Origin of the sequence: Solimonas aquatica (assembly GCF_900111015.1) — a bacterium.
Lineage (GTDB): Bacteria > Pseudomonadota > Gammaproteobacteria > Nevskiales > Nevskiaceae > Solimonas > Solimonas aquatica.
Genome location: NZ_FOFS01000008.1, coordinates 141,608 through 166,122 on the forward strand (window position 1 = coordinate 141,608; position 24,515 = coordinate 166,122).

Consider the following 24,515-nt stretch of genomic DNA (forward strand, 5'->3'; position numbering starts at 1 on the left):
TACCTCGGGCGCCGAAGGGCGCACGAAACGAAACTTAAATCAGACAACAATCGAAGCAGCAACAGCAAAGCCATGGCGGCTTGCGGCGCTTGCACGCCTGAGTTGCGCTACGTTGCTGGCTATCCATCTTCCATGCAATCGAGCCTGAACCATGGCGCTTGAAATCGAACGCAAGTTTCGCGTGATCCACGACGCCTGGCGCAGCCACGTCACGCACAGCGTCGAGATGCGCCAGGGCTATCTGACGCAGGAAGTCGGCAAGGCTTCGGTGCGTGTGCGCCTGGAAGGTGAGCAGGCCAATCTCAACATCAAGGCGGCGGTCACCGGCAGTGCCCGCGCCGAATACGAATACGCGATTCCGGCCGACGAGGCCCGCGAGCTGCTTGCCACCCTCTGCGTCGGCCGCATCGAAAAAATCCGTCACTACGTGCCCGCCGGCCCGGACCTCAGCTGGGAAATCGATGAATTCCTCAGCGACAACGCCGGTCTGATCGTCGCCGAGATCGAGCTGCCTCGCGTCGATCAGCCTTTCGACAAACCGCAGTGGCTGGGCCGCGAACTCACCGAAGAGCGGCGCTGGTACAACCACTACCTGGCCCTGCATCCTTACAACCGCTGGCCGGATGCGGACCGCGCTTGAAGATCATCGTTGACATCGCCGCGCAGCGCCTGCGTCTGTACGAGCAGCGCGAGCTGCTGCGCGAGTACACGGTGTCCACCGCCGCCAATGGCGCCGGCGAAATCCAGGGCTCCGGCTGCACGCCGCGCGGCCGGCACATCGTGCGCGCCAAGATCGGCGCCGGTCTGCCCCAGGGCGCGGTGCTGCGCGCCAGACGCTGGACGCGCGAGGTCTGGACGCCCGAGCTGCAGGCACGCCATCCGGGACGCGACTGGATACTCTCGCGTATCCTATGGCTCTCCGGTCTGGAGCGCGGTCGCAATCGCCTGGGCTGCGTCGATACCTTCCGTCGCTATATCTACCTCCACGGCACGCCCGACAGCGAGCCGCTGGGCCAGCCGCTTTCGCATGGCTGCGTGCGTCTGCGCAATGAAGATGTCATCGAACTGTTCGATCTTGTCAGCATAGGAACTGAAGTTGAGCTCCACGAATAAATCCAGCCAGACCCGTCTGCTCGGCCCGCTGATGGTGGACGTCGCGGGGCTGGAACTGACGGCCGAGGATCGCGAGCTGCTCTGCCATCCGCTGGTGGGCGGCCTGATTCTGTTCACGCGCAATTACCGCGACCCCGAGCAGCTCAAGGCGCTGTGCGCCGAGATCCTGGCGCTGCCCAGACCCTCGCGCCTGCTGCTGGCCGTGGATCACGAAGGCGGGCGCGTGCAGCGCTTTCGCGTCGGCTTCACGCGGATTCCGGCGATGCGCAGCCTGGGGCAACTCTATGCCGAAGACTTCAAGCGCGCGCTGGGCGAGGCGCGCCAGCACGGCGCCACCATCGGCCAGGAGCTGTCGGCCTACGGCATCGATCTGTGCTTTGCGCCGGTTCTGGATATCGACCATGGCGTGAGCAGCGTGATCGGTGATCGCGCCTTCGCCGACTCGGCGGAGACCATCATCCAGCTGGCGCGCGCTTTCCGTGCCGGACTCAATTCGGCGGGTCTGTGCGCCACCGGCAAACACTTCCCGGGACATGGCGCAGTGGTGGCGGACTCGCATCTGGAACTGCCCATCGACCGGCGCAAGGAAGAAGAGATTCGCGGCCGCGATCTGCAACCTTTCCGCGTGCTGATCAATGACGGCATCGAGTCGCTGATGATGGCGCATGTGCGCTACACGACCGTGGATCAGGAACCGGCCTCGCTGTCGCGGCGCTGGATTCAGGACATCCTGCGCAAGGAGCTGGATTTTGCCGGCGCGATCTTCTGCGACGATCTGTCCATGGGCGGCGCCGCCGTGGTCGGCAGCATGGAAGAGCGTGCGCGCCGCGCGCTGGAAGTCGGCAATGACATGCTGCCGGTTTGCAATGACCGCGCGGCGGTGACAGCGCTGATCGATGCACTGCACGATGTGAAACCCGATCGCGCCGCCTCGGCGCGTCTGAAAAAACTGTATGGCCGTCACGTGGAGAATGCCGCATGAGCGCGAGCCCCGAGCACGCACTGGAAGTTTTGCGAGAAGCGGATTGCCTGGTGCCCGAAGCGACCGTCACCGCTGCGTACGAGCACCTTGCGACAGCTATTGCAGCGGATTACGAAAAGCTGGATCCGCTCATCCTTTGCGTGATGAATGGCGGCCTCAACGCCACGGCGCAGATCACGGAACGCTTGCGGTTCCCGCTGCAGCTGGATTACCTGCATGCCTCGCGTTATCGCGGCGCGACCAGCGGCGGTGGTTTGGTGTGGAAGGTGCAGCCGCGTCCGGAACGCATCAGCGGCCGGCATGTGCTGGTGATCGACGACATCCTCGACGAGGGCAACACCCTGGTCGCAATCCGCGAAGCCATCTCCGAATTCAAGCCGGCCTCGCTGCGCGTGGCGGTGCTGGTCAAGAAGCTGCACGAGCGCCGCGTGCCCGATGCCTTTGCCGAGTACGTGGGCCTGGAAGTGGAAGACCGCTACATCTTCGGTTGTGGCATGGACTACAAGGAATACTGGCGGCAGTTGCCAGCGATCTATGCGGTGAAAGGACTATGAGCCGTATTGCGGTCATCGGCGGCACCGGCATGAACCAGTGGCCGGGTCTTGAGGTGGATCGCCGCATCGAGCTCGACACGCCTTACGGCCCGCCCAGTGCGCCGCTGCTGGAAGGCCGCGTGTACGGCAGGCGCGCGATCTTTCTCGCGCGTCACGGCGAGGGCCACAAGATTCCGCCGCACAAGATCAACTACCGCGCCAATCTCTGGGCGCTGCGCGAAGCCGGCGTGCAGTCGGTGATTGCGATTGCCGCCGTGGGCGGCATCGCGCCCTGGTTTGCACCGGGCGAGATCGCGGTGCCCAAGGATCTGATCGATTACACCTTCGACCGTGAGCACACGTATTCCGACGGCAGCACCGGCAGCGAGTTGCATCATGTCGAATTCAGCGAGCCCTATGCCGAGTCGCTGCGCGCCGGCCTGCTCGACGCCGCGCGTCTGTCGCAGACGCCGGTGGTGGGCGAGGGTGTGCTGGCGGTGACGCAGGGGCCGCGCCTGGAATCGGTGGCCGAGGTGCGGCGCATCCAGCGTGATGGCTGCGACATGGTCGGCATGACCGGCATGCCGGAAGCGGGACTGGCGCGCGAGCTGGGTCTGGACTACGCCTGTCTGGCGCTGTCGGTGAACTGGGCGGCCGGCGTGCAGGGCATCGGCGACATCCACGCCGAGATCGCGCGCTCCATCGAAGACGGCATGCGCAAGGTGCGCGCGGTGCTCGCGCAGCTCCTGCCGACGCTGGCTTGAAAGATACAGACCCATAAGAATCGGGAGACAGACATGCGCGGAAATGTGAAGCGCGCTGTGGCCATGCTGCTGCTGGGCCTCAGCCTGGGTTCACTGGCGCAGGCCGCCGAGGAACTGGTGCCGGGCAGCGGCGTGCAGATCAAGCCCCTGCTGCGCGAGCCCTTTGCCGGCGATGCGAAGCAGCAGGTCCTGATGATCCGCGCCGAGTTCGCGCCCGGCGCCGCCACCAGCCGGCACACGCATTTCGGCGATGAGTACGCCGCCGTGCTGCAAGGCAGCCTTGAACTGCGCAGCGGCGATCAGCCGCCGCGCCTGATTCACGCCGGCGAGAGCTACCACAATGCGCGCGGCGTGGTGCATGAGACGCGCAACACCAGCGGCGAACCGGCGGTGGTGATCAGCACCTTCATCGTCGATGCCGACAAGCCGTTGCTGCAGCCGGCGCCCTGAGGCGGGCAAGGCGCTTCACCAATAGCGGAACAGGTTCAGGCTGAGGTTGTTCTCGCCGGCAGCGTGCTGCCAGAGGCCGCGCAGTTCCAGCTGCGCTGCCAGGCTCAGACGCAGCGCCGCTTCGTATTGCGAACGCCAGCGTTCGCGCCGCAGGTCGTAACGACCGGTCCAGTCCAGCTGCAGGCGCCAGGGTTCGCGCCCGCCCAGCAGGCCCAGGCTGCTGCCGGTCTGCAGGGGCGTATAACCCGGCGCGCTTTGCACATCGAGCAGCGCGTAGCACAGGGCCAGGCTCGTGCAGCGCAGGCTGCGGCCGGCACCGGCCTCCAGCTGCGGCAGCAGTGGATTGTGTTCTGGCAGTTCCAGCAAGGGCAGGGGGCGGCGCAGACCGGCACGCGCCTGCCAGGACAGACGGCTTTCGCCGTGGATATCCGGAGCATCGCTCAGGCGCCGGATCGCCACCATATCGAGCTGGTCCAGGCGCAGATGCTCACCATCGCTGTGCGCGCTGCCGTCCAGGACTTTCAGTTCCAGGCCTTCCGTGGCGTGACGGCCGATCAGATCCTGGAAGTAGGGTGCGTAACGCAGCGTGGCCTGTGCACCCTGGGGCGTCTGCGTCCAGCCCAGTCCCGCCAGCATCGGCCGCGCATCGCGGCTGGGCGGTGCCGGCGTGACGGGCTTGGGCGGAGGGCGCGCAAGCGTCGGCATCGTGAGACGCAGACGCAGCAGGCGATCCTTGTCCTGCAGCAAGTGCGGATCGCTTTGCTCCTCGAACTGCGCGGCCAGGCGGTACTCGTGATAGGCCAGCAGGGTGTCGACGATTTCGCTCCGCTGCGCGGGCGCGAAGGCCTGCAGCTGCTGTGGCAGATCGGCCAGGTCATCGGCAATCAGGGCGTTGGTGACGCGCGCCTGCGCCGGCTGCAGCTGCGCAAACTGGGCGTAGAGGCGGCGCTGGTTGGATGGCAGGAAGCGCAGCTGTGCCACCAGGGGCTGATCACCCTGACGTGCATCGGCAAGGCGATGGAACAGTTCCACCGGTGTGAACCAGACATGCACCTTGGGAACCAGATCGCGCTCCAGGCCCACGTTGAGCAACTGCCCGAGCCGATAGGCGCAGTTCTCGCTGAGGAAGTAATAGCGGAAGCGTGCGCCGCGCAGCTCCCAGAGATGCTCGACCACACGCTGGCGTTGCGCGCTGTCCAGGCGCAGCTCGTACTCCCAGAGGTCACGGAACTCCGTGCGCACGTACACCTGATCGTGCTGGTAGAACGGTCCCGAGGAAAAATTCGCCTCATAGCCGCCGAACAGGCCGTAGAGCATGTAGAGCGGAACCGGCTCGTGAGCGGGTACGTCGGCCCCGAAGTTGAAACTCAGATCCAGCAGATCATTGCCAGCAACCGGCTCGCCGCGGTTGAGCTTGAGCAGGGCGTGTCCGAAGGACGAGGCCGGGTTGCCGAGGTAGCCGCTGACCATGATCAGACTGACGGAGCGCAGCGCTTCGCTGTGCGACCAGGCGGCAAAGGCGTGGCAGTTCGGGAAATCCGCTTCGGGTGTGTCCAGTTGCAGCTTTTCGCGCAGCCAGCGGAATCGCGCCGGGAAGCGGCAGCGCGGATCGCCCTCGGCCTCTGCAGCGGGCGTGGCAAACCAGGCGACGATGGCGGCCTGCAGCTCGGCGCGTGGCGAGCTGCCGGCACCGGCAAGAAAAAAGTCGGGCGAGATGATTTCGCTGCGGCGCTCGCCGGGCGCAAAGTGCAGCAGGCGTCGCCACTGCGCATCCTCATGCAGGCGCAGTTGCTCGGCGCGCGTCTGCGCGGCGGTCAGCGTGGCGTCATCCTGAGCCGGCGCGGCCAGGGTGGTGAGCAGCAGAAGCAGAAAACAGAAAAGGCGCATAAAAAACGCCCAACCGCGAAGGTTGGGCGCTCCTGGAACGGACGCCGCCGCTGGGGCGGCGAGCGAGGGCTTAGCTCAGATTGCAGGCATGGGCATCGGCCTGCCGCGCAAAGGCGGCATAGAAACCCTTGGCATGGTCCAGGCGGCTCTGCTGCGAGTAGTCAGCCTGGTTGGCCAGACCCGACAGCTCGGCGCGCAGGGCGCTGCTCATCTCGCCGCGCGACTCGCCGCCGCAGCTGGCGGTGCTGAGCAGCGCGTCGATGTGCTCGCCGCTGCCCTGCGCCAGCTCACGCTCGAGCGCCGGATAGGTTTCCAGAATCAGCGCCGCGGCCTGGGCGCTGGAGCCCTTGCAACTGTTCGGCGAGGTGATTTCCGAGCTGGTGGCCGTGAGGCCGAGGTCCCAGACGATGTTGGTGGTCACGGCCAGCCAGGGAATCTTCGGCGCGATCAGGCCGCCCAGGCCGCACTGCGTGTAGATGTCACCGAGATCACGGTGGTGCGTCTCCCCTTCCGCCTGCGCCGGCACGCTGATCACAGCCAGCGTCGCGATAGCTGCCCCTATCAGTTTTTTCATGTGTTGCGTTTCCTTGGTTGAACTTCTTTGGAGATATTGAACAGCAGCAGCCGTCCCTCAGCCCCATGAGAGACGCTCAGATGCGCCGCTTGCGCAGCGGCAGCTGAGGCTTTGAGATTACGGGACCCGCAGACGATTGCAATCTGCAATGCAGGCAGGCGTTTGCGCTACCGCACAAAAACCGCCGCTCGGCGCGCTCAGCGATAGCCGGCGTAGACGTCGCTGAGCTGTGCGCGCAGTTGCCCGCGCAGGGGGGCGGGCGCCCAGACTTCCAGACGGACCTGTTCGCCGGGAACCGGCGGCGTCCACAGCTCGCCCTGTGCGTCGGGACTCAGCGGCCCCAGGCGCACCGTGGCGCCGGCGGAGCACAGCCAGACCTGTGTCTGCGGCGGCAGGTGGACATCGTGCAGTCGCAGGGAAATGGCGCTTGCGTACTTCGAGCCGAGCTGCAGGCTCAGGCGTGACCAGCCGTCTGCGAAGCCCTGCCAGACCGCGATCTCCGGCAGCGGGCGGTTCACGGTATGCACCTGCGCCAGGGCCAGCGGCCCGGACTTCGGCGCGCGCTGTCGGGCGCCCTCGGTGGCCGGGAGCTGCAGATTGGCGGCAGCGGCGATGCTGCAGACCGGCGGTGCGGCGATGATCAGTGCTGGCAGCGGCGGTGGCGGGGGAAGCACCAGCAGGCAGGCCGTGAGCAGTGGCAGCGCGGCCACCACGACCACCAGCCGGCACGCGTTCACGGCACGCCCACCTTGGTGACCTGCGCCAGGATGCCCAGGCGCGCGCTGTCGAGATGATGCAGCTCGTCGCGGCGCATCTTGCGGCGCTCGTCCAGGCGCCAGGCGCCGTTGCTGCCGTTGTAGGCCAGATCGGCGTCGAGGGTCAGATACCGATTGACGATCAGCAGCATCACGCGACCGTCCACCAGCGGCAGGCCGGAACCGGGCTGGGTTTCGCCCCAGCGCAGGCGCAGCGCCGGGCCGCGGGCCTCGGGCGGATCGTTCTGCGTCCAGGACAGATGCAGCAGCGGCTGGAACTGCCTGGAGTTGCGCAGGCGCGCCCACTGGCTCTGCAGGGCGAAATCACTCTCCGGCAGCAGGCGGATGCCGGCGGCCTGCAGCGCGGCGAGATTGTCCAGCGCCATGGCGCCGGCGTAATCCGGCAGGGCGCCGGCACGCGGTGCTTCCGTGACCGCCGTGCGGTTGGCGAACAGGATCAGGTCCATGCGATAGGTCTCGGCGCGCGCCGTGCCGGTCGCGAGCAGGAGCATCAATGCCAGCCACAGTCCCCTCTGCCGCATGCGAAAAATCCCTGCCGTCATGATGATCCCGAGAGTGTAGCCAGAAGTTCGCGCAGTCGCGGCAGGCGCACCGCCGCGTCCTCGAAGTTGCCGTAGCAATGCAGGCGCTGCTGGCCTTCGAGCTTGTAGACCTTGGGCTGGGTCTGGATCAGCTTGATCAGGCGCATGGGGTCCAGATTGGGCTTGGCCGCGAAGTCCAGGGTGATGGAGCGGCCGCCCGCGCGAATCTTGCGGATGCCCAGAACCTGACCCGCGTTGCGCAGGGCCGAGACATCGAACAGGCGCTCGGCGGCTTCGGGCAGCAGGCCGAAGCGGTCGATCATCTCGACCTTCAGCTCATGCAGGCTGGTCTCGTCGGCGGCTTCCGAGATGCGCTTGTACAGCGTCAGGCGCGCGTGCACATCGGGGATGTAGTCGGCGGGAATCAGACAGGCCACGCCCAGATCCACCTCGCAGGCCTGCGCGCCGAAGGGCGCATCGTCGAGCTTGCCGGTCTGGATCGCCTTCACCGCGCGCGCCAGCAGCTCGGCGTAGAGGGTGAAGCCCACTTCCTCGATCTGCCCGGACTGATCCTCGCCCAGCAGCTCGCCGGCGCCACGGATTTCCAGATCGTGCGTGGCCAGCGCAAAGCCCGAGCCCAGATCGCCGAGCGTCTCGATGGCATCCAGGCGCTTCTCGGCTTCCACGCTCAGCGAGCGGCGCGCCGGAATCAGGAAGTAGGCATAGCCGCGATGATGGCTGCGGCCGACGCGGCCGCGCAGCTGGTGCAGCTGCGCCAGGCCCAGCTGGTCGGCGCGGTCGATGAGGATGGTGTTGGCCGAGGGCACGTCGATGCCGGACTCGATGATGGTGGTGCAGACCAGGATGTTGAAGCGCTGGTGATAGAAATCCAGCATCACCTGTTCCAGCTCGCGCTCGCGCATCTGGCCATGCGCAAAGCGCACGCGGCCCTCCGGCACCAGTTCCTGCATGCTGCGCGCGAAGTTCTCGATGTCCTTGACTTCGTTGTGCAGGAAGTACACCTGGCCGCCGCGCTTGATCTCGCGCAGGCAGGCTTCGTAGACCAGGGCGTTGTTCCATTCCGAGACGAAGGTCTTGATCGCCACGCGCGAAGGCGGCGGCGTAGCGATGATGGACAGCTCGCGCAGGCCCGCCAGGCTCATGTTGAGCGTGCGCGGGATGGGCGTGGCGGTGAGCGTGAGCAGGTCCACCTCGGCGCGCAGATTCTTCAGGCGCTCCTTGTGGCGCACGCCGAAGCGATGCTCCTCATCGACGATCACCAGGCCCAGGTTCTTGAAGCGCACGTCCTCCTGCAGAAGGCGGTGCGTGCCGATCACCACATCGAGCTTGCCTTCGGTCAGCTCGCGCAGCACCTGGTTCTGCTCCTTGCTGGAGCGCAGGCGCGAGAGGCTGGCGACGCGGATCGGAAAGCCGGAGAAGCGGTCGGCGAAATTCTTGGCGTGCTGTTCCACCAGCAGGGTGGTGGGCGCCAGCATGCAGACCTGGCGGCCGCCGCGCGCGGCGACGAAGGCGGCGCGCAGCGCCACCTCGGTCTTGCCGAAACCCACGTCGCCGCAGACCACGCGGTCCATGGTCTTGTCGGCGCGCAGATCGGCGAGCACCGCGTCGATGGCCTTCTGCTGATCGGGCGTCGGCGTGAAGGCAAAGCCCTCGCAGAAACGCGCGTAGTCGGCCTCGTCGAATTCCAGGGCCATACCGGGCTTGGCGGCGCGGCGCGCCTGCACCTGCAGCAGCTCGGCGGCCACGTCATGGGCTTTTTCACGGGCCCTGGCCTGGGCCTTGGCCCAGCGCTCCGAGCCCAGGTTGTGCAGCGGGGCCTGCTCCGGCTCGCTGCCGGTGTAGCGGTGAATCAGGTTCAGCGAGGTGACCGGCACATAGAGCTTGTCGCCGCCGGCGTATTCCAGCAGCAGGTACTCGCTCTGGATGCCGCCGGCGTCCAGGGTGGTGAGGCCGCAGTAGCGGCCCACGCCATGCTCGACGTGCACCACCGGGCTGCCGATGGACAGCGTGGAGAGATCGCGCAGCACCGTTTCCGGATCGCGGATGCGTGCGCGCTTGCGGCTCTGCTCGGCCGGCGCGCGCAGACCGAAGACCTGGGTCTCGGCAATCAGGCTGATGCCGGCATCGTCCAGGCGGAAACCTTCCTGCAGGGGGCCGAGCACGATGCCGTAGCGGCGCTTCTGATCGAGGAAGTCCTGCCAGCTGGCATGCTCGCGCGGCTGGATGCCCAGGGGTTTCAGGAAGCCCAGCAGCGCCTCGCGACGGCCGGCCGACTCGGCCACGAACAGCACCTTCTCCTCGGCCGGCAGCGCCGCGAGCTGCGTGCGCACCGCCTCGGCGCCCTTGGCGCTGGCGGCGCTGACCGCGAAACGCAGGCGCGGCTCCAGCGAGCCGCCCACGGTGGCGCGCGGATGGCGCGCCAGCGATTTGAGCGCGGCGGCCGGGGTGTGGAACAGATCCTCGGGCTTGAGCAGCGGGCGTTCGATGTCGCCGCTGTAACGCTCGTAGCGCTCGCTGATCTGCTGCCAGTCTTCGTCGAGCGCTTTTTCCAGATCATCCAGCGCCAGCAGCAGCGCCGAGTCCGGCAGATAGTCGGCCAGCGTCGCGCAGGGTTCGGCGTAGAACAGCGGCAGCCAGGACTCGATGCCGCCCGGCATCAGGTTCTTGCTCACCTCGCTGTAGATGCGCGAGCGCGAGGGATCGCCGGGAAAGTATTCGCGGTAGCGGCGGCGGAAGGTTTCGATGCCTTCGCGGTCGGTGGGAAACTCGCGCGCCGGCAGCAGGCGGATGGCCTGCACCTTCTCCTCGCTGCGCTGGGTTTCCGGATCGAAGGTGCGGATGGTTTCGATCTCCTCGTCGAAGAGATCGATGCGATACGCCGCTTCGGCGCCCATGGGGTAGAGGTCCAGCAGCGCGCCGCGCACCGCGAACTCGCCGTGCGCCTGCACTTCCGATACCGACTGATAACCCGCCGCCACCAGACGCTGGCGGAACGCGGCGAGATCGAGCCGGTCACCGACGCGGATGTCGAAGGCGCGTCCGGCCAGCCAGTCGCGTGGCGGCAGCCGGCGCAGCAGCTGATCGGCGGTGGTCAGCAGCACGCCGCTTTGCATCTGCGGCAGGCGGTGCAGGGCGGACAGGCGCTGCGAGAGGATTTCCTGATGCGGCGAGAACTGCTCGTAGGGCAGCACCTCGCTGTCGGGCAGATGCACCAGAGGGAGGGAGCCCAGGAAAAAGCGCAGCTCGTGTTCCAGGTGATAGGCGTGCTGCTCGTCGGCGGCCAGGGCCACCACCAGCTGTCCGCTCTGCGCCGCCAGGCGCGCGAGCGCCAGGGCGCCGCTGCCGGCGGCGGGAAGAAGCCAGGAGACACTGCCTTCGGGCAGCGGCGGCGTCAGTAGGGAATGCGGTTTCATCAGCCTCGACACAAGAAAATCCCTCAGGACGGTGCGCAGTCCTGAAGGCTATAGTTTGAAGGTGGCGGCAAGCCTGCGGCCATGGGGCATTATCTCATGCGCGCCGTGCGCAGCCGGGGCTGCCTCCCTCACCGACGGAAAACGGGACGATGCGAGCAAGACGCGCGCTGTTGGCGCTGGCCCTGTGCGGCCTGATGACGGTGGCACTGGCCGCCGACAAGACGCTGGATACCCTGCAGCAGCGCGCGCTGCAGGACGCCTATGCCGAGGGCCTGGTCACGCGCCTGATCAATGAAGTGGGGCCGCGCTTCTCCGGCAGCGAAGGCTATGAGCGCGCCCTGATCTGGGCCTTCCGCAGCATGGAGGACGCCGGCTTCAAGAACGTGCACGGCGAGCCGGTGATCCAGCCGCGCTGGGTGCGCGGCGCCACCCGTGTCGAACTGCTGACCGACAACGAGCCGCTGCCGCTTTCGGCCGTGGCCCTGGGCGGCAGCGTGGGCACCGATGCGCGCGGCATCGAGGCCGAGGTGGTGCGCGTCGGCTCGCTGGAGGAGCTGCGCGCGCTCAAGCCCGCGCAGCTGCGCGGCCGCATCGTCTTCATGGACCTGTCGATGCGCCGCAGCAGCGACGCCAGCGGCTACGGCGAGGCCTATCCGGTGCGCGCGCATGGGCCGGCCGAAGCGGGACGGCGCGGCGCTGCGGCCTATCTGATGCGCAATCTCAGCACCGCCGCCGACGATGCCCCGCATACCGGCAGCACCGATTACGAGGACGCGCCGCGCATTCCGGCGCTGGCGCTGTCCAATCTCGCGGCGGATCGTCTGGCGGCGGTGGTCAAGGCCGGCGGCGCGAGCGTGGCCATTCATCTGGACGCGCGCGAGCTGGGTGCGGTGAACTCGGCCTATGTGGTGGGCGAGCTGCCGGGCAAGAGCGACGAGATCGTGCTGCTGGGCGCGCATCTGGATTCCTGGGACATCACGCCCGGTGCCGAGGACGATGGCGCCGGTGTGGCCATCGTCACCGCCGCGCTGCGCCAGCTGGTCAAGCTCGGCAAGAAGCCGCGTCGCACCATCCGCGTGGTGCTCTATGCCAACGAGGAGTTCGGTTTGTCCGGCGCCAAGGCTTACGCCGAGGCGCATGCCGGCGAGCTGGGCCGGCATGTGCTGGCCATGGAAGCGGACCTGGGGTCCGGGCGCGTGCTCAAGCTCATGGACGGTCTGGGCGAGAACAATGCCGCGCTGCGTGCCGCGGCCTTCGCCGTCGTGGCGCCGCTGGGCGTGGCGCCCGGCGAGGCGACCCGCCACGGCGGCAGCGACATCGCGCCGCTCACCGCCGCCGGCGTGCCCTTGCTGGGACCGCGTCAGGACGCCAGCCGCTACTTCGATGTGCACCACAGTGCCAACGACACGCTCGACCATCTCGACCGTGCGGGCCTGCGCCAGAACGTCGCGGTCTACGCGAGCCTGGCCTGGCTGGTCGCCGACTGGCCGCAGCCGATTGCGCGGCTGCCGGCGGAGTAGGGCCTGAGGGTCTGTTCACAATTTCTGGCGCCACCCTTCGGGACGGGGCTGTTTTGGCGCGGGGCGGCGTTGGCAGTCGCTGGCTGGGAACCCCCAAGCGGCGCGTCTGCCGCCATGCCCTGCGCCAAAGCAGCCCCGGCGCAGCGCACATGGCGATTGTGAGCCGGCCTCAAGCCTCGGTCGCGAGCATCGCCGCCATTTTCTGCGCGTCGATGGCCAGCACGTCGCCGCCCTTGGCGGCGTAGCGGCGCCAGGCTTTCTGGATGGGATTCTGCTGGTCGTTGACCATGGGATGCTGGCGCGGGTGGTAGCCGCGGCGCAGCACCGGCAGGCCGGCGCGCAGCAGGCGCAGCAGCATGGCGCTGCCAAAGCCCAGGGCGTAGAGCGCGCGCAGCGGTGAGCGCAGATAGCCCTCACGGCGGATCATGCGCAGATACACGCGCGTGGTTTCCTGGCCGATGTGCAGCAGGGCCTTCACCACCATCCACTTGCGGTACCACTCATGCTGGCCGTACAGGTGCTGGTAGACGTCGAAGGCCACCGCGCCGTGCTCCACTTCCTCCACCTGGTGCCAGACCCAGATCGCCTTCATCACCGGCTGCGAGTCGGCCATCCAGCGCTGGTAATTGCCCAGGATGATCATGCCGGCGAGAAAGGTGAAGGTCTCGTAGCCGGCGGTGAAGCCGACCAGACGCTTGAGATCGTCCTGCTGCGCGCGCTCGGCAAAGTGCTTGCGCGAGGCGGCGTCGATGGCGGCCACCCCCGGATAGCGCGCGCCAAAGGCTTCGTTGAGCTTCAGGAAATTGCTGGCGTGATGCGCTTCCTGGCCGATGATGGCGGAGACATCCTTGAGCAGCGCCTCATCCTGGATCTGCACCCGCGCCTTGCGCAGCGCCACGATCAGATAGCGCTCGAAGTGCGGCACATGCATGCCGAGCGCGTTGAGGAAAATCGAGAACAGCGGATGGCTGCGGCTCCAGACCAGCTCTTCGCTGCGCAGCGAGGCAAGGTCAAACTTCAGCGGCCGGACCGTGACGCCATCCATGGGATGCTGCGTGACCGTACTCATGGGCTCTCCTCCCGAATCGTTCTTGTTCAGGATGAACTGTGCCTCATTCCGCCGCGCAAGGCCCCGATCTTTCGATCAGATCAGGCCGTACTCCCGGGCCTTGGCCACGGCCGCGCCGCGGCTGCGCACCGCCAGCTTGGTGTAGACATTGTGCAGATGCCATTTCACCGTGGTCTCCGACACCAGCAGGGCATCGGCCAGGCTGCGGTTGTTCAGGCCCGACTGCACCAGGCGCAGCAGCTGCACCTCGCGCGCGGTCAGTGTTTCCAGCCTGCTCACGCTTTCGGCCGGCGCGGCTTCTTCCACCGGCGCCGCCTGCTCGCCGCGCAGGAAGGCGGTGAGCCAGAGCTGCAGCTTGAGCTTGGCCTGCAGATCGCCGGCGGCTTCATGGCTGCCCGGCCGGCGCTGGCCGATGGCATCCAGCACCGGCAGCAGCATCTGGCCGGTGGCCGCCAGCGGGAAGGCGTGGAATTCATCGGCCGCCGCGTCCAGGGCGCGATCCAGCTCGCGCGCGGCATCGCGCTGCTGGCGCGCGCCCCACAGCGCCACGGCGCGTGCCGCCGTGACGCTGAGCCAGAAGCCGCCACGGGTTTCGGCACCGCGTGACTGCAGCAGACTGGTGAGCAGGCGCACCGCCGAGGCATGTTCGTTTTCGGCGATGCGCAGCCGCGCTTCCAGCAGCTGCAGCTGATTGCGCAGCACGCGGGCATTGCCGTATTCGCGCAGCGCGGCGTTGTCCTGGCTCAGCTGCGCGCGGCGCACCACTTCCAGGGCGCAGGCGGCATCACCGACCACCGCGCACAGCTGGGCTTCCTCGATGGCCAGGCTGGTGTAGAGGCGTGGCTGCTGGGTGCGCAAGGCCACGTCCTGGCCGTTCTGCAGCGCCTGGCGGGCACCGGCGCGGTCACCGTCCCAGAGCTTGAGCCAGGCCTCGGCGCGGATCGTCATCCACAGCGGCTCGGCCGGGCCGAACACCTCGCGGAACGCGCCCATGCTGTCGATCAGTTTCTGCGCGCCTTCGAAGTCGCAGCGCTGCAGGGCGATGTCGGTGTCCAGCGCCACCGCCAGACCGCGTGAATAGGGCTTGAGCTCCATCTGCGGCGCGTGCGTCAGGATGCGGGCGCTGAACGAGCCTGCGGTCCGCAGCTGGCCGTTTTCGATATGCGCCATGCCGTTGATGAAATCGGCCCAGTTCGCCGCGTACGGCGCTTCGGCGCGCAGGGCCTGGCGGTAGCTCTGCTCGGCCACCTGCTTGCAGCGCTCGAATTCGCGGCGCACCAGGGTCACGTAGCTCAGCACATTGCTGGTGGTGGCCAGCAGCATCAGCTCGTCCTCACCCAGCTCGCGCAGCAGCTGCGGCGCGTGCGTGGCGGCCTGTTCGATCTGGTCGGAAGCGGCGGCGGCCACCAGCTGCACCACGCGCGCCCAGCGATCGATGCGGGTGTGTTCGGCCTCGTCCATGGGCCAGCAGCGCTCGCGGTCGGCCAGGCGCTGGCGCAGCGCGTCCAGCATGCGCAGCGCGCTGCCGCTGTCGCGGCAGAAGGTGCGGCTCCAGGCGTGGCAGAGCACGATCTCCGGGCGCGCCTCGTGATAGGCGGCGGGCAGGCGGCGCATCCATTCCAGGATGGAGTAGTGGTCACCCTGGTGATGCGAGACCAGGCGGCCGTGGCGGGCGATCAGGGTCACCGCCTGCTCATAGCTTTCCGCGTCGAGAAAATACTGGATGGCCTCGGTGACCTCGCCCTGCTGCTCGCAGTACTGCGCGGCGCGATGGCAGGCGCTGCGATAGCCCTCGGGGTCCTGGCGGCGGAAGCGTGCCTGCAGGAATTCCGCGAACAGATGGTGATATCGATACCACTGCGATTCGCGGTCCAGGGGAATCAGGAACAGGTTGGCGCGTTCCAGTTCTTCCAGCATCGCGGCGCTGCGGCGATGCCCGGCCACCGCTTCGCAGAGGCCCGGCGAGAGCCGGCGCAGCACCGAGGTGTGCAGCAGAAACCCGGTGATCTCGGCCGGCTGTGCGCGCAGCACGCTCTGCACCAGATACTCGGTGAGATCCTTGTCGCGTCCGCAGAAGGAACCGATCAGCTCGCCCGGCGGCCCCGGGTGGCGCAGCAGGGCCAGGGCCACCAGCTGGATCGCCGTGGGCCAGCCCTCGGTGCCGGCGAGCAGGCCGTCGAGATTGGCGCTGGACAGGCGGATGCCGTGATAGCGCTGCAGGAAGGCCGCCGCCTGTTCGCGGTCGAAATTGAGTTCGGCCTGGCGGATCTCGCACAGCGCGCCGGCGGCGCGCAGGCGCGCCAGATCCAGGGGCAGCTGACTGCGGCTGGCGAACACCAGCTGCAGGCTGTCCGGCAGGTGTGCGAGCAGATCGTTGAAGAAGCCCAGCAGCACCGGATTGTGCAGATGCTGGAAGTCGTCGAGGAATACCGCCAGCGGTTCGCTCAGCGCGCTGAGTTCGGCGAGCAGGCTGGCGAACACCGGGCGCAGTTTCTGGATGGGGTTGGCGCGCAGCATCGCCAGCTGCGGCGCCATGGCGTCGCCGCGCGCCGAGATCAGCGCGGAGAGAAAGTACAGGGCGAAGGTGGCCGGATCATCGTCGGCGGCGTCCAGGCTCAGCCAGCAGGTCGCCACATTCTGTTCGCGCAGGGCCTGATGCAGCTGCGCCAGCACGGTGGACTTGCCGGAGCCCGCCGGCGCCACCACCGTCAGCACACGGGCGCTGCCGCCCAGGCTCAGTTGCTGGGCAAACAGCTGCCGTCGCGACACGCTGCGCGGGTCGCAGGCAATGGCCTTGAGCTTGGTGGCGATCAGGCGTTCGGTTCTGCGCAGTGATTCGGCGGCCATGCGATTGGGGCTGGCGGTCTTGTTGGATTTGCTCAATCGGGATCGTGGCGGTTGGCAGTGGGCTCAAGCCCCATCCTATCGGTTGGGTTTTGTCCGGCAAAATCGGAAGTAGTCTTCGGCTGCTGCAAGCCGAAGGCTACAAGCAGTCCGAGAAAACCAAGGGGGAGAACGCGTGAACCAAGTGTATTCCGATCGTCTTTTGCGTCATGGCGTGGTGGCGATGCTGACGGCCCTGCTGGGCGGTTTCGGCCTGGCGTTTTCCATGGTGGGCAGCATCGGCCTGTCGCCCTTGCCGCCGTTCGCCGAATGGCAGCTGGGCACGCCGGGCGGCTGGCGCGTGCTGCACCTCGGCATGATGATGAACGGCCTGATGGCCATCGTGATGGCGCTGTGCCTGCGCAGCTTCAGCCTGCCCGAGCGGCGCGCGGCGCTGATCTATCGCGGCGTGCTGATCGCGGTCTGGGGCAATTTCTGCTTCTACCTGATGAGCCTGTTCGCGCCCAACCATGGCCTGGGCTTCGAGAGCAACCGCCTGGGCGCGGCCAATCTGCCCGGCGCGCTGGCCTACATCGGCGGCATCGTCGCGGCCGTGACCCTGTTCGCCGCCCTGCTGGCCCTGCTGCGCGCGCCCCGCAGCCAGTAAGGCCGCCTGCGCCACGCTTGGCGCAGATCAATGTGCGGACCGCAGCCTCGCCCTTAAGCTGGCGAGGCTGCGAGTTCGCGCCGCGCATCCCGTAGACTACGGCGCCCCAAATAAAGGACGTCGTCCGCTTGAGCCTGCTGATCGCCGAACATCTCTGCGTGCTGCGCGGTGATCGCGTGCTGCTCAAGGACTTCTCCCTGGTGCTGGCGGCCGGCGAGCTGCTGCATCTGCGCGGCGCCAATGGTGTGGGCAAGACCTCGCTGCTGGAGACCCTGGCGGGCTTGCGCAGCGCCGGCGGCGGCAGCCTGCGTTACGCACGCGACGAGGCCGCGCTGCACTGGCTGGGGCATCGCAACGGCCTGAATCTCAATCTGAGTCCGCTCGAAAACCTGCGCTTCTGGTGCGGGCTCAACGGCCTGTCCGGCGAGCGCGTGACCGCGGTACTGGATCAGCTGCAGCTGCCGGCGCGCGCGCAGCGTCGGGCCTGCCGCAGCCTGTCGGCGGGCCAGAAGCGGCGCACGGCGCTGGCGCGGCTGCTGCTGCAGGAGAGGCCCCTGTGGCTGCTCGACGAGCCGCTCGATGGTCTCGACGCGGCGGGACTGGCGCTGTTCGCGCGGCTGGTCGCGCAGCATCTGGCCGCGCAGGGCGCGGTGCTGATGACCAGTCATCAACCCTTGCCCGGCGCGCTGCGCGCCCGGGAGCTGGCGCTATGAGCCGCGCGCTCTACGCCCTGCTGCGCCGCGAGCTGCAACTGGCGGCGCGCGCCAAGACCGACTGGCTGCTGCCGCCGGTGTTCTACGCCATCGTCGTGGCGCTGTTCTCCTTCGGCGCCAAGCCCGGCGATCCCTTGCTGGCCGCGTTTGCGCCGGCGGTGATCTGGGTGGGCGCGCTGCTCTCCGCGCTGCTGAGCCTGGAGCGTCTGTACCGCAGCGATCAGGAGGACGGCAGCCTGGAACAGATTCTGGTCAGCCGCTGCCCGCTGGTGCTGGCGGTGCTGGTGAAGAGCTTCGCGCACTGGCTGCTCTCGGGCCTGCCGGTGGTGCTGATGGCGGCGCCGCTGGCACTGATGCTGGGCTTTGATCCGCTGCAGCTGGGCGTGCTGCTCGCGGGCCTGGCCCTGGGTACGCCGTCCCTGAGCCTGATCGGCAGTTTCGTGGCGGCGCTGACCGTGGGTCTGCCGCGCGGCGGCGCGCTGCTGCCGGTGCTGGTGCTGCCGCTGATCGTGCCGGTGGTGATCTTCGGTGCCGGTGCGGTGCGCGCCGCGCAGCAGGGTCTGGACGCCGGCGCGCCCTTATACTTTCTGGCTGCGATTTTCTCCCTGAGTCTCACGCTGCTGCCCTGGCTGGCGGCGGCGGCGCTCCGCAATGCCTTCGAGTGATGCACCTATGAACTGGACCTGGTTTCACCGCCTGGGCTCGCCGCCGAGCTTCTACCGCTTTGCCGGCACGCTGGCGCCCTGGCTGGGCGGCCTTGGCCTGGCCGCGCTGGCCTACGCCTGGTACGCCGGACTGGTGCTGGCGCCGGCCGATTACCAGCAGAAGGACGCCTTCCGCATCATCTACGTGCACGTGCCGGCGGCGGCGGTGTCGCTGTCGCTGTACATGCTGATGGCGGTGGCGGGCGGCATTGCGCTGATCTGGCGCATGAAGCTGGCCGAGTGCGTGCTGATCGCCACCGCGCCGGTGGGCGCCAGCTTCACCGCCCTGGCCCTGCTCACCGGCATGCTCTGGGGCAAGCCGATGTGGGGCGCATACTGGGTCTGGGACGCGCGCCTGACCTCCGAGCTGGTGCTGCTGTTTCTCTACGTGGGCGTGATGGGTTTGAAAGCCGCATTCGACGAGCCGCGCGCGGCGGCGCGTGCCTGTGCGCTGCTGGCGCTGGTGGGCGTGGTCAACGTGCCGATCGTGCATTTCTCGGTGGAGTGGTGGAACAGCCTGCATCAGGGCTCCACGGTGCTGAAGTTCGGCAAGCCCAATATCAGCGCGCAGATGGCCGTGCCCCTGTACGCGGCGCTGCTGGCCACGTATCTGCTGGCCGGCCAGGCGATTCTGCGTCGCGCGCAGAACGAGCTGTTGTCCCGCGAGCGCAACACCCGCTGGGTTCGGGAAACCCTTACGGAACTCGGCGGAGATCCCCATGTCAGCTGAATTCTGGAACATGGGTGGTTATGCGCTGTACGTCTGGGGCAGTTTCGGCGCGGCGCTGGCCGTGCATCTGTGGAATGTCTTGAGCGCGCGCGCGCAGCGCCGCCGGCTGCTGGACAGCCTGGCGGACAGTGAAGGCGAACAGCCGGTGGACGAGTGATGACGAAGCGACAGAAACGCATGGCGGCGGTGGCGGCCCTGCTGCTGGGTCTGGGCCTCTCGGCCTATTTCGTGCTGAGCGCAGCGCGCAAGAACATGATGTATTTCTACACGCCCACCGATCTGGTGGAGCATCGCGTCAGCGAGGACGCGCGCCTGCGTCTGGGCGGCCTGGTCACGGTGGGCAGCCTCAAGCGCGGTGAAGGTCTGAACGTGGAGTTCACGCTGGCAGACTGCGAGAAATCCCTGCCGGTGCGTTACCAGGGCATTCTTCCCGACCTGTTCCGCGAAGGGCAGGGCATCGTCGCCACCGGCCGCATGCAGCAAGGCACCTTCGTCGCCGACGAGGTGCTGGCCAAGCACGACGAGAACTACATGCCGCCGGAACTGGCCAAGTCACTCAAGAGCGCCGACGGCAAGCACAACTGCGCGCCGTTCAAGTCCATGCAGCAGGCGGCGCGCTGAGGCCGATCTGCGCAGCTCGAATGTTTCCGGGCGCCTGGAGCCGTCGTCATCACTCCGGGTTCGTGCGTCAGCCAAGCTGTTCGGGCCTGGGCGGCAGCCTCTGGCGGTAGTGCTTGACCGTCACGATGTCGATTTGCTGCTGCTCGGCGATGATGCGGTAGATCAAGCGAAACGGCCGCTCCAGCACTTCACGTAGCGCGGACTCGGGATACTCCGGAATTCTGCGACCGCTGAGTGGCTGCTCGGCGAGCTTGCTCGAGCGCAGCAGCAAGCGTCTCAGCACTTGCTGCGCCGCTGTCGCGGAGTCCAGCGCAATATAGGCCTGGGTATCGAGCAGCCGGCTGCGCGCCTCAACGGTCTAATACCCCTTCACTCGGCGATGCCAAGCTCTTTCATCAAGTCTTCGACGGCGATCACCTGTCCGGCGCGGGAGTCGGCCTCCTGATCTGGTCCTCAGTCTGGCCGCCCACGGCAGCAGAGGACAGCGTGCCAGACGCCCAGCAACATCAGCACCAGCAGCGACCGCCAATCCCAGGCGCCGCCTCCGCCCCCACCGCCGACACTGATCGCGCGCACGGAGGTATCCCCGTTGAGCCCGCAGCTGCCGCCGCTGTCGGAGGCGCACACGGCGGGGCCGGCACTGCCGGGCTGCTTGCCGTTGATGGCGCTGCAGCCGCTGCCGGCGGCATCCAGGGCGTTTCTCAGATTGCCGTTGAGCGACAGCGCGCGATCCAGACGTGCGTAGTAGTCGGTGCCGCCGTTGTTGCTGCTGCTGGTGCTGCTGGCGCAGGCGCCGCTGCCGCCGGACAGGGTGCCGACCAGGCGATGGTTCTCGCTCCACAGGCCGGCGCCGGATGAGCCTTCCTCGGTGGTGCCGCGCGTCCACTGCACGGCCCAGGTATCGACGCGGAAGTTGCTGACCAGCACATTGTCCGAGGCCGCGGCGCTGGCGTAGAAGCTGATCTTCTTGTCGTCACCACTGGGGTGATGGATGCTCGCGCCACAGGCCGGGGCGCTGCCGCGCGCATCCCAGCCGGCGTAGTAGGCATCGAAGGCGCCGGGCGGTTTGCTGGCGAGTTCGAACAGCGTGAGGTCGGTCAGATCACCGCTGCTGCTCTGCGCCAGCACCTGACTGCCGTAGAGATACTGGCTGACCGGGCCATCGCCGCTGCCGCCGCAGACCGATTTCTGCACATTGAAGTAGGCAACGGTGTCCGCGACGTTGCTGCTGTCGATCTCGCAGTGATGCGCGGTCAGCACCAGCGCGCGGTCATCCTGCGCGCTGTTGTTGATCAGCGTGCCGGTGCAGCGCAGCACGCCTTTGCTGACCGGCACCGTGAGCAGCACCACGGAACGGATTTCCGCGCGCCAGTTGTCGGCCAGGCTGCAGACCACGTCGATGTTGCAATGGCCGGCGTCGCCGAAATAGCCCTTGGCCACCACGCTCTGTTCCGGGCCCAGGCCGCGAAAGCCGTGGTAGAGGCGGTCGATGGCGATGGCAAAGCCGGCGCGCGCGGCGCTGGGCATGCGTGCCTCCAGCAGCAGCGTCTCGCCGCGCACCATGGGGAGCACGCGCGCGTGCGCGGCGGCGCCGAGCGCCAGCGTCTGGCGATCCTGGCTGCCGATCAGGCTCAGGCTGGCGCCGGCGGGCAGCTGCAGGCTGCGCAGACGCAGCGCGAGATTGCGCGCGCCGGCGGAGGTCAGCTGCAGCTGCCAGCGCGCGATGCCGGCTTCGGGGCTGTCCCAGCTGCCGCTGTCCTGATCGGCGCTCAGCGCCACCGCTGCCGCATACGCGCGCGGATCGTTCTGCACGGCGGCGATGGCCTGCGTGACTGCCGCGCCGTCGGTCTGCAGCATGGCGGCCTGCGCGAGCGGGGTGAGGCACAGCCACAGCAGCAGGGCGGTCAGAGCGCGGATCATGGTGAGGGTCGGTGGCGGCAGGCTGAACTTTTACCGCTGGCGCTTGCCCAAGCAAGCGCCGTCTTGCTGCCGGTCAGTGGCGCGCCGCGCGTATCCCGTAAAATAGCGGGCTTGCACCTTGAGCCGGGCCGAGCCAGGCAGACCGGCGAGAAAACGAAGCGAAGTCTCGACATGATTCCAGAGCTGGGCCATTTCGCCCTGATTGCCGCACTGCTGGTGGCGGTGTTGCAGCTGCTGCTCCCGGCCTGGGGCGTGTACCGCCGCGACCGCCGTCTGATGGCGACTGCCGCCAGTGCCGCGCAGACCCAGTTCCTGCTCATTCTCACCTCGTATCTCTGCCTGACCTGGGCTTTCGTCTCGCGGGACTGGTCGCTGGCCTACGTGGCCGCCAACAGTCATTCCGATCTGCCGCTGGCCTATCGCATCAGCGCGGTCTGGGGGGCGCACGAGGGCTCCATGCTGCTCTGGGTGCTCATGCTCAGCGCCTGGGGCGCGGCGGTGTCGGTGTTCAACCGCCGCCTGCCGCCGGATCTGGCGGCAACCACACTGGCGGTGCTGGGCGCGGTGGGCATCGGCTTTCTGCTGTTCATCCTGCTCACATCCAATCCTTTCACGGTCAACTTTCCGGTGCCCGACAACGGCCGCGATCTGAACCCGCTGCTGCAGGATCCGGGTCTGGTGATTCATCCGCCCATGCTCTACATGGGATATGTCGGTTTTTCGGTGGCCTTTGCCTTTGCCCTGGCGGCGCTGATCTCCGGCCGGCTCGACGCGGCCTGGGCGCGCTGGACGCGGCCCTGGACCACCACCGCCTGGCTGTTTCTCACCGGCGGCATCACGCTGGGTTCCTGGTGGGCCTATCACGAGCTGGGCTGGGGCGGCTGGTGGTTCTGGGACCCGGTGGAGAACGCCTCCTTCATGCCCTGGCTGGTCGGCACGGCGCTGATTCACTCCCTGGCCGTCACCGAAAAGCGTGGGCAGCTGAAGGCCTGGACCGTGCTGCTGGCGATTCTGGCCTTCGCGCTGTCCCTGCTCGGAACCTTCCTGGTGCGCTCCGGCGTGCTGGTCTCGGTGCATGCCTTCGCCACCGATCCGGCGCGCGGCATCTTCATCCTGAGCTTCCTGGCCGCCGTGCTCGGCATCGCCTTCGTGCTCTACGCCTGGCGCGCGCCGCGCTTCGTCTCCGAAGGTGAGCTGGCGCTGTTCTCGCGCGAAGGGCTGCTGCTGCTCAACAACGTGTTCCTGGTCACCGCCGCTGCCGCGGTGCTGCTGGGCACCCTGTATCCGCTGCTGGCCGAGGCCTTCAATCTGGGCAAGGTCTCGGTGGGACCGCCGTACTTCAACATGGTGTTTCTGCCGCTGACCGCGCCGCTGGCGGTGCTGATCGGTTTTGCCAGCAGTGTGGGCTGGAAGCGCGCGCGCGTCGCAGAGGTCTTCAGGCGCGCGCGCCTGCCGCTGCTGGCTGCACTCATCGGCGGTGCGCTGCTGCCGCTGCTGCTGGGGCATCGCCTGCTGATTCCCGCCGTGGCCGGCGGCGTGCTGGCGCTGTGGATGCTGCTGACCAGCGTGCAGGAGCTCTGGCGTCGCGTGCGTGCCCGGCGTGAAGCCTGGGCGGGCCTGACGCAGATTCCGCGCGCGGTCTGGGGCATGAGCCTGGCGCATGCCGGTCTGGGGGTGTGGGTGCTGGGCGTGACCTTCGTGAGTCTCTACAGCATCGAGCAGGACGTGCGCCTGGGCCCGGGCCAGACCGCCGAACTGGCCGGCTATGCCTTCCGCTTCGACGGCATCGTGCCGCGGCCGGGCCCCAATTACGACGCCGATCATGCGCAGGTGCAGATCGAGCACGAGGGCCGGCCGGTGGCCAGCCTGCAGCCCGAGAAGCGCCTGTATCGCGCCACGCGCCAGGTGATGACCGAGGCTGCCGTGGATCACACGCCGCTGCGCGATCTGTACGTGGCCCTGGGCGAACCCATCGACAAGAACAATGCCGGCGGCGACTGGGCGCTGCGCCTGTACTACAAGCCGATGATGCGGCTGGTGTGGTGGGGCGGGGTGCTGATGGCGCTCGGCGGCCTGATCGCGGTCAGCGACCGTCGCTATCGTCTGGCGCGCGTTGCCAGCACGCAGCCTCTTTCTTCGCAGGTGCCCGCCTGATGCGTCTTCGTTATCTCGTCCCGGTGGCGCTGCTGCTGGGTTTGCTGGTCCTGCTGGGCATCGGTCTGCGTCACGATCCGCGCGAAGTGCCCAGCCCGCTGATCGGCAAGCCGGCGCCGGCGCTGTCGCTGGCGGTGCTCGGCCGTGAAGGCAGCCTGCTCAAGACCGAAGACCTCAAGGGTCGTCCGGTGCTGGTGAACTACTTCGCCAGCTGGTGTGCGGCCTGTGTCGATGAGCATCCCTTTCTGATGCAGCTCGCCGCCAAGGGCGTGGAGATCATCGGCGTCGATTACAAGGACACGCCCGAGGACGTGCAGGCCTGGCTCGCGCGGCACGGCAATCCCTATCGCACGGTGATCAGCGACCCGCAAGGCAGCGCCGGCCTGGACTGGGGCGTCTACGGCGCGCCGGAAACCTTCGTGCTCGATGCGCAGGGCACCATCGTCTACAAGCAGATCGGCGCCATGAACGAGCGTGTGTGGGAAGACAGGATTGCGCAGCACTTCGGGAGCAGGCCGTGAGGCATACAGCAGTGAGGCCTGAGGCGGGCGGCGTGAGGC

Annotated in this window: 23 protein-coding genes and 1 pseudogene; 15 read left to right on the top strand and 9 right to left on the bottom strand. The window is 67.7% G+C overall.

Going from position 1 to position 24,515, the window contains the following annotated elements:
• The first annotated feature begins 151 nt into the window (after positions 1 to 151).
• Genes BMY12_RS11245 through BMY12_RS11270 form a run of 6 tightly spaced genes read left to right on the top strand, consistent with a single transcriptional unit; the run spans position 152 to position 3,842 of the window.
• Entirely contained in the window at positions 152 to 640 is a 489-nt protein-coding gene (locus tag BMY12_RS11245; protein ID WP_093286006.1) for a CYTH domain-containing protein, read from the top strand.
• Entirely contained in the window at positions 637 to 1,113 is a 477-nt protein-coding gene (locus BMY12_RS11250; RefSeq protein ID WP_093286009.1) for a L,D-transpeptidase, read from the top strand. Before BMY12_RS11245 ends, BMY12_RS11250 begins: the two co-directional genes overlap by 4 nt.
• A complete protein-coding gene (nagZ, locus tag BMY12_RS11255; RefSeq protein ID WP_245732467.1) occupies positions 1,097 to 2,095 on the top strand; it encodes a beta-N-acetylhexosaminidase in 999 nt (332 codons plus the stop codon). The genes BMY12_RS11250 and nagZ overlap by 17 nt, the downstream gene beginning before the upstream one ends.
• Positions 2,092 to 2,649, top strand: a complete 558-nt coding sequence (locus tag BMY12_RS11260) for a hypoxanthine-guanine phosphoribosyltransferase (RefSeq protein ID WP_093286014.1) — start codon at positions 2,092 to 2,094, stop codon at positions 2,647 to 2,649. The genes nagZ and BMY12_RS11260 overlap by 4 nt, the downstream gene beginning before the upstream one ends.
• Positions 2,646 to 3,392 carry an S-methyl-5'-thioinosine phosphorylase gene (locus BMY12_RS11265; RefSeq protein WP_093286016.1) on the top strand — a complete coding sequence of 249 codons (747 nt, stop codon included), beginning with the start codon at positions 2,646 to 2,648 and terminating at the stop codon, positions 3,390 to 3,392. The genes BMY12_RS11260 and BMY12_RS11265 overlap by 4 nt, the downstream gene beginning before the upstream one ends.
• 33 nt (positions 3,393 to 3,425) lie before the next feature.
• A complete protein-coding gene (locus BMY12_RS11270; protein ID WP_093286019.1) occupies positions 3,426 to 3,842 on the top strand; it encodes a cupin domain-containing protein in 417 nt (138 codons plus the stop codon).
• 15 nt (positions 3,843 to 3,857) lie between these two features.
• Here the strand turns inward: BMY12_RS11270 and BMY12_RS11275 are convergent, their stop codons facing one another.
• The 5 genes from BMY12_RS11275 to mfd form a co-directional block, all read right to left on the bottom strand.
• Positions 3,858 to 5,729, bottom strand: coding sequence for an Lnb N-terminal periplasmic domain-containing protein (locus BMY12_RS11275; RefSeq protein WP_093286021.1), 1,872 nt, complete (start codon positions 5,727 to 5,729; stop codon positions 3,858 to 3,860).
• 70 nt (positions 5,730 to 5,799) lie between these two features.
• The gene (locus BMY12_RS11280) at positions 5,800 to 6,303 is read right to left on the bottom strand and encodes a DUF3015 family protein (protein WP_143068931.1); all 504 of its coding nucleotides are present in this window, start codon (positions 6,301 to 6,303) and stop codon (positions 5,800 to 5,802) included.
• 197 nt (positions 6,304 to 6,500) lie between these two features.
• Positions 6,501 to 7,040 (bottom strand): hypothetical protein, encoded by a 540-nt coding sequence (locus BMY12_RS11285; RefSeq protein WP_093286027.1) that lies wholly within the window; start codon positions 7,038 to 7,040, stop codon positions 6,501 to 6,503.
• A complete protein-coding gene (locus BMY12_RS11290; protein ID WP_177188956.1) occupies positions 7,037 to 7,570 on the bottom strand; it encodes a CsiV family protein in 534 nt (177 codons plus the stop codon). Before BMY12_RS11290 ends, BMY12_RS11285 begins: the two co-directional genes overlap by 4 nt.
• 47 nt (positions 7,571 to 7,617) lie before the next feature.
• Positions 7,618 to 11,034, bottom strand: coding sequence for a transcription-repair coupling factor (gene mfd / locus BMY12_RS11295; protein WP_093286032.1), 3,417 nt, complete (start codon positions 11,032 to 11,034; stop codon positions 7,618 to 7,620).
• A 149-nt stretch (positions 11,035 to 11,183) separates the two neighbouring features.
• On the opposite strand from mfd, the gene BMY12_RS11300 reads away from it, so the two are divergent.
• Positions 11,184 to 12,554: a M20/M25/M40 family metallo-hydrolase gene (locus BMY12_RS11300; RefSeq protein WP_093286034.1), complete on the top strand. Its 1,371-nt coding sequence runs from the start codon at positions 11,184 to 11,186 to the stop codon at positions 12,552 to 12,554.
• A 169-nt stretch (positions 12,555 to 12,723) separates the two neighbouring features.
• Here the strand turns inward: BMY12_RS11300 and BMY12_RS11305 are convergent, their stop codons facing one another.
• Positions 12,724 to 13,623, bottom strand: coding sequence for a metal-dependent hydrolase (locus tag BMY12_RS11305; protein WP_093286037.1), 900 nt, complete (start codon positions 13,621 to 13,623; stop codon positions 12,724 to 12,726).
• 75 nt (positions 13,624 to 13,698) lie between these two features.
• On the bottom strand, positions 13,699 to 16,506 hold the full coding sequence (locus tag BMY12_RS11310) for a winged helix-turn-helix domain-containing protein (RefSeq protein ID WP_093286039.1): 2,808 nt from the start codon (positions 16,504 to 16,506) through the stop codon (positions 13,699 to 13,701).
• A 136-nt stretch (positions 16,507 to 16,642) separates the two neighbouring features.
• Here BMY12_RS11310 and BMY12_RS11315 point away from each other — a divergent pair, with 136 nt between their 5' ends.
• The 6 genes from BMY12_RS11315 (at position 16,643) to ccmE (ending at position 19,881) form a co-directional block, all read left to right on the top strand.
• Positions 16,643 to 17,113, top strand: coding sequence for a styrene oxide isomerase (locus BMY12_RS11315; protein ID WP_143068932.1), 471 nt, complete (start codon positions 16,643 to 16,645; stop codon positions 17,111 to 17,113).
• Between the two features lie 128 nt (positions 17,114 to 17,241).
• On the top strand, positions 17,242 to 17,826 hold the full coding sequence (gene ccmA, locus BMY12_RS11320; protein WP_093286045.1) for a heme ABC exporter ATP-binding protein CcmA: 585 nt from the start codon (positions 17,242 to 17,244) through the stop codon (positions 17,824 to 17,826).
• A complete protein-coding gene (gene ccmB / locus BMY12_RS11325) occupies positions 17,823 to 18,491 on the top strand; it encodes a heme exporter protein CcmB (protein ID WP_093286048.1) in 669 nt (222 codons plus the stop codon). The genes ccmA and ccmB overlap by 4 nt, the downstream gene beginning before the upstream one ends.
• 7 nt (positions 18,492 to 18,498) lie before the next feature.
• On the top strand, positions 18,499 to 19,260 hold the full coding sequence (gene ccmC / locus BMY12_RS11330; RefSeq protein ID WP_093286051.1) for a heme ABC transporter permease CcmC: 762 nt from the start codon (positions 18,499 to 18,501) through the stop codon (positions 19,258 to 19,260).
• Complete coding sequence (ccmD, locus tag BMY12_RS11335; RefSeq protein ID WP_245732468.1) at positions 19,250 to 19,417, top strand: heme exporter protein CcmD; 168 nt, start codon at positions 19,250 to 19,252, stop codon at positions 19,415 to 19,417. Before ccmC ends, ccmD begins: the two co-directional genes overlap by 11 nt.
• Complete coding sequence (gene ccmE, locus BMY12_RS11340) at positions 19,414 to 19,881, top strand: cytochrome c maturation protein CcmE (RefSeq protein WP_177188957.1); 468 nt, start codon at positions 19,414 to 19,416, stop codon at positions 19,879 to 19,881. Before ccmD ends, ccmE begins: the two co-directional genes overlap by 4 nt.
• A gap of 67 nt (positions 19,882 to 19,948) precedes the next feature.
• Here the strand turns inward: ccmE and BMY12_RS11345 are convergent.
• Positions 19,949 to 20,224, bottom strand: a pseudogene (locus BMY12_RS11345) (type II toxin-antitoxin system RelE/ParE family toxin); the annotation flags it as partial.
• A 110-nt stretch (positions 20,225 to 20,334) separates the two neighbouring features.
• Positions 20,335 to 21,801: a trypsin-like serine peptidase gene (locus BMY12_RS11350; protein WP_093286062.1), complete on the bottom strand. Its 1,467-nt coding sequence runs from the start codon at positions 21,799 to 21,801 to the stop codon at positions 20,335 to 20,337.
• Between the two features lie 171 nt (positions 21,802 to 21,972).
• Here BMY12_RS11350 and BMY12_RS11355 point away from each other — a divergent pair, with 171 nt between their 5' ends.
• Both BMY12_RS11355 and BMY12_RS11360 read left to right on the top strand, forming a co-directional pair.
• On the top strand, positions 21,973 to 23,955 hold the full coding sequence (locus BMY12_RS11355) for a heme lyase CcmF/NrfE family subunit (protein ID WP_093286064.1): 1,983 nt from the start codon (positions 21,973 to 21,975) through the stop codon (positions 23,953 to 23,955).
• Positions 23,955 to 24,476, top strand: coding sequence for a DsbE family thiol:disulfide interchange protein (locus BMY12_RS11360; RefSeq protein WP_177188958.1), 522 nt, complete (start codon positions 23,955 to 23,957; stop codon positions 24,474 to 24,476). The genes BMY12_RS11355 and BMY12_RS11360 overlap by 1 nt, the downstream gene beginning before the upstream one ends.
• The last annotated feature ends 39 nt before the right edge of the window (positions 24,477 to 24,515 follow it).